The organism is Streptomyces mabaensis (assembly GCF_053763515.1).
The window spans coordinates 1-3,276 of the sequence record NZ_JBSOPZ010000077.1; the positions used below are offsets into that span (position 1 = coordinate 1).

At 65.8% G+C, this 3,276-nt stretch carries 5 protein-coding genes; 2 read left to right on the forward strand and 3 right to left on the reverse strand.

Features of this window, described 5'->3' with window-relative positions:
* The coding region (locus ACWV17_RS33725; RefSeq protein WP_455362654.1) for a Scr1 family TA system antitoxin-like transcriptional regulator at window positions 1-245 on the forward strand (245 nt) is incomplete at its 5' end.
* A 9-nt stretch (window positions 246-254) separates the two neighbouring features.
* Complete coding sequence (locus ACWV17_RS33730) at window positions 255-446, forward strand: hypothetical protein (RefSeq protein WP_455362655.1); 192 nt, start codon at window positions 255-257, stop codon at window positions 444-446.
* Window positions 447-610: 164 nt separating this feature from the next.
* Here ACWV17_RS33730 and ACWV17_RS33735 read toward each other — a convergent pair whose 3' ends face one another.
* The 3 genes from ACWV17_RS33735 to ACWV17_RS33745 form a co-directional block, all read right to left on the reverse strand.
* Window positions 611-1,477 (reverse strand): hypothetical protein, encoded by an 867-nt coding sequence (locus ACWV17_RS33735; RefSeq protein ID WP_455362656.1) that lies wholly within the window; start codon window positions 1,475-1,477, stop codon window positions 611-613.
* A gap of 45 nt (window positions 1,478-1,522) precedes the next feature.
* The gene (locus ACWV17_RS33740; RefSeq protein WP_455362657.1) at window positions 1,523-2,095 is read right to left on the reverse strand and encodes a DUF4240 domain-containing protein; all 573 of its coding nucleotides are present in this window, start codon (window positions 2,093-2,095) and stop codon (window positions 1,523-1,525) included.
* Between the two features lie 529 nt (window positions 2,096-2,624).
* Window positions 2,625-2,993, reverse strand: coding sequence for a hypothetical protein (locus tag ACWV17_RS33745; protein ID WP_455362658.1), 369 nt, complete (start codon window positions 2,991-2,993; stop codon window positions 2,625-2,627).
* Window positions 2,994-3,276 lie beyond the last annotated feature (283 nt).

Consider the following 3,276-nt stretch of genomic DNA (forward strand, 5'->3'; position numbering starts at 1 on the left):
GGTGTCCCTTCAAGGCATCAAGAACTGGGGACGTTCATCCGTACGCGGGTGGGGACGTTCACGTGTACGCCGACAAGGTTCCCCAACTCGATGCTGTCGAACTCGACGCAACCCATGGGCCCGAGTTCGTGGACGCGGACATACAGCTCGCGAAGTACCGGGCCCAGCTGGACGAGCTGGAATCCCGCGCTTTGCCGCCGGAGGGGTCACGCGACTTCATCCGCGACCTCGCCCGCCGACTCTAGGAGAGGGACATGCCGGAGATTCACTGGGAAGACGCTCTGTGCGGCGAGGGGGCGAACTGCTTCCGGCTGGGAACCGATGGCGAAGGCAACGGCTACATCGCCATCCTCGGCGAGGAGGACCGTTACCTCACCGACAGCCGCGAGGCCCTGCGGAACCTGATCCGTGACATCAAGGCCGGCAAGGCGGACCACCTGCTCTGACCCTTGGGCACGCAAACGGGCCGGGCTGCGAGGACTCGCAGCCCGGCTGTAGGATCTCGCGATTCGTGTCACAGGTCACCGCTGTGACCTGGAGTCTCAAAACTGTCTCACCGTCTGTCGGAGTTGTTCAGTCTCACGACGGTGACGGATCCCCAGATCTGAACTCATCGCTCCTGTTCGTCGTCGAAGTCGTAGGGCGGGATGGTCCACCGCATCACCATCTCTCCCTCCCTGTCGGCTTCGAGCGTGACCGGATAGACCTGGCCGGCGTCCCGCTCCCCGCCGTGCCTGATCGAGTGGTCGCCTTGGTCCCAATCGATGCCGAGCACCTGGCAACCTCCGACCTCGATCGCGCCGACGCGAAGCGGATGGTGCCACCCGGCCCGCCGGAAGCGATGGAAATCGGTGTGCTTGTCGATCGAGACCACGAGGCCCTTGCCGTGGAGGCGGTCACGCCAGGAGATGAGTTCGGCCTCGCGTACGACCGCCTCAGCCACCGGGAGGTCCAGCCACCCGTGTGTTCCGTCGACACCGTACTGCGCGATCCGCTCACCGCCGAACTGCGCGTATGCGTCGTCCTCGTAACGGCCCCAGTACGAGACATCGGCCAGCCCATCGGCCGGCTCGTCGTCCATTCCCGTCCACGCGTCCAGCCCTACGGCGTCACCGACGACCATGCCGCACCGGTCAACGGGCAGGTCTCCGAGCTGGACCGCCACTGTCCGATCCGCGGTCTCAGGCCATGGAAGACCGAGACTGACCTCCAGGGTCGCGATCGTCGGCCCCTCGTCGAACGGAGACGGCGAGGTACTCGCCCGCACCGTCAACGGGCGCTCGCTGGCTGCCGGAACCGCGACCGCCTCGCACAACCACTCACGAAAGTGGGCCCCTCCCGACGCCACGGCCGTCCTGGCGCGCTCGGACAGGGGCTGACCCAGTTTCCGCCACTCGTCGATCCACCCGGCCATGCCGAGCACCAGTACACCCGACGGCGCGTTGACGTGTCCCACGTCGGCAAAGGTCTCAGACATGCGCCGATTGTGCCTTCCCAGTCCGAGCGTCGATCATCCGACCGCTCACTGCTCGGTGTCACGGAGGTAGAGGGCGGCAAGCTGCGGAAGTCGACTTCGCATCTCATCGGGGTCGTCAAAGTCGAAGTCTTCACCCATGTCTTCGGAGCCCTGTTCGGAACTGTCCCGGGTGGCTCTGTATGCGTCCCAGGCCTCGTAGAAGTCCTCTTCATCGCCGGTGACGCGCTTGAACGCCTCGCTGGCGGCGTAGTTGACCTCCTCGTAGAAGAGAGCCTCGTCACGGTGCACCTCCGCGGCGGCGATCACCGCCGGGTTCTCAGCAAGAGTGTCCGGGCGAGCCGCTGCCTTGTCGTACCAGTCGCGGCCCAGCGCGATCAGGCCGGCGCGGAAGTCCATGAAGCTGTCGTCCGAGCAGCCGCCGCCGATGAGGTAGGCGGCAGCCCACATGTCCCATCGGTACACAGCGTCATGCACATCGTCGAAGCATTCCTGGTAGCGAAGGATGTCGTCCTTGGTACGGGCGGCCAGCTCATCAACCAGGGCTTCCGCAAAAGGCCCGTCTGGTGCACTGGCCGAGCGGGCGGCCTCGATGATGGTCCAGAACTCAGAGGTGTCCATGGCTGGGCACTCTGCCAGTTGGGGCTGACAGCGGGTCCTGTTGGGGTGGACGGCCTCCACCGTGACCACGGTGCCGCCTGAGCCGACCCTACGTTCCGAGTCCCATCGGTGTCACGGTGCGGAAAGCCAAGCCGTTGCGGCCCTGACGACCCGCTTGCCGAGGGGTGTATTCCGGACGGGGCTCGCCGTCCCGCGCCAGCTCCGAACTCCCCGACCGGAAGCCTGTGATGACTTCTCGCACGTGTTCGGCCCGCTCCAGGAACTTCGACCGCTCCGACGCCCCCAGCTGCCCCAGCACCACAGACGCGATCTCTACGTCGTCGTCGGCCGCCGGCCCCGGTTCATCAGGGATGACGACGGACCGGTCGGAGAACAGCAATTCCGCGAGCGACAGCCGCAGCAGACCGCCCCGGGCCGTCCTTCAGGACCACTTCATTGCCCGCCGTGGTCGCAGCCATCTGCACCGCCTCGACAGTCTCTCCGTCGTAGCGGAGCCGCGTACCGACCCCAGCCCTTGCTCCAGCGCCGCTCATGCCGACCTCCGGCACACCCGAGACGGGTCGAGCGGGCAATCGAGATCCACGAGGAGCTCATGGGCCCAGAGCAAATCGTGCACAGCAGAGCGCACTTGTGGCTCGGCGTATCCCGGAATCCGGCTCGTGATCTGCCCCAACAGAACACCATCGAGATCGGCGCCACGAAGCCCGTCCAGGAGATCGCTGCCGAACAGCCAGGACCGGCGATAGCCGGCCAGAAAAATGTTCTCCAACTCCGCCGGTGGCGGCTCGCTACAGACCTCGTACTGCCAGCCGCGCGACTCCACCGCCCTGCGCGTCCAGTCGAAGGTGAAGGCCACCTCGGGCTTGGACACCCGGCGCAGCGGCTTGACGTCCACCACTACGGGGCCTTGCCCGGTGAGGGTGGCACCATCACCCTTGTGGGTGATGGTGCCGAGAGCCCTGACCGGCCAGTCTCAGATTCGTGGCCAATTGGCCATTGAGTGGCCACGGTTCGTGAGATTCGGCCACGGGGTCTGAGAGGGGACTCCGTTCCCCTGGACGATCAAGATCCAAGTCTCTCCGGTGTCCAAGATCCGGGGTCAACGCCCAAGGCCGGGTAGTTAACGCATTCGTGCTGGTGGCAAGGGGTTGTCCTGGCTTGTGCGGTAGGTGGCGGGTCCG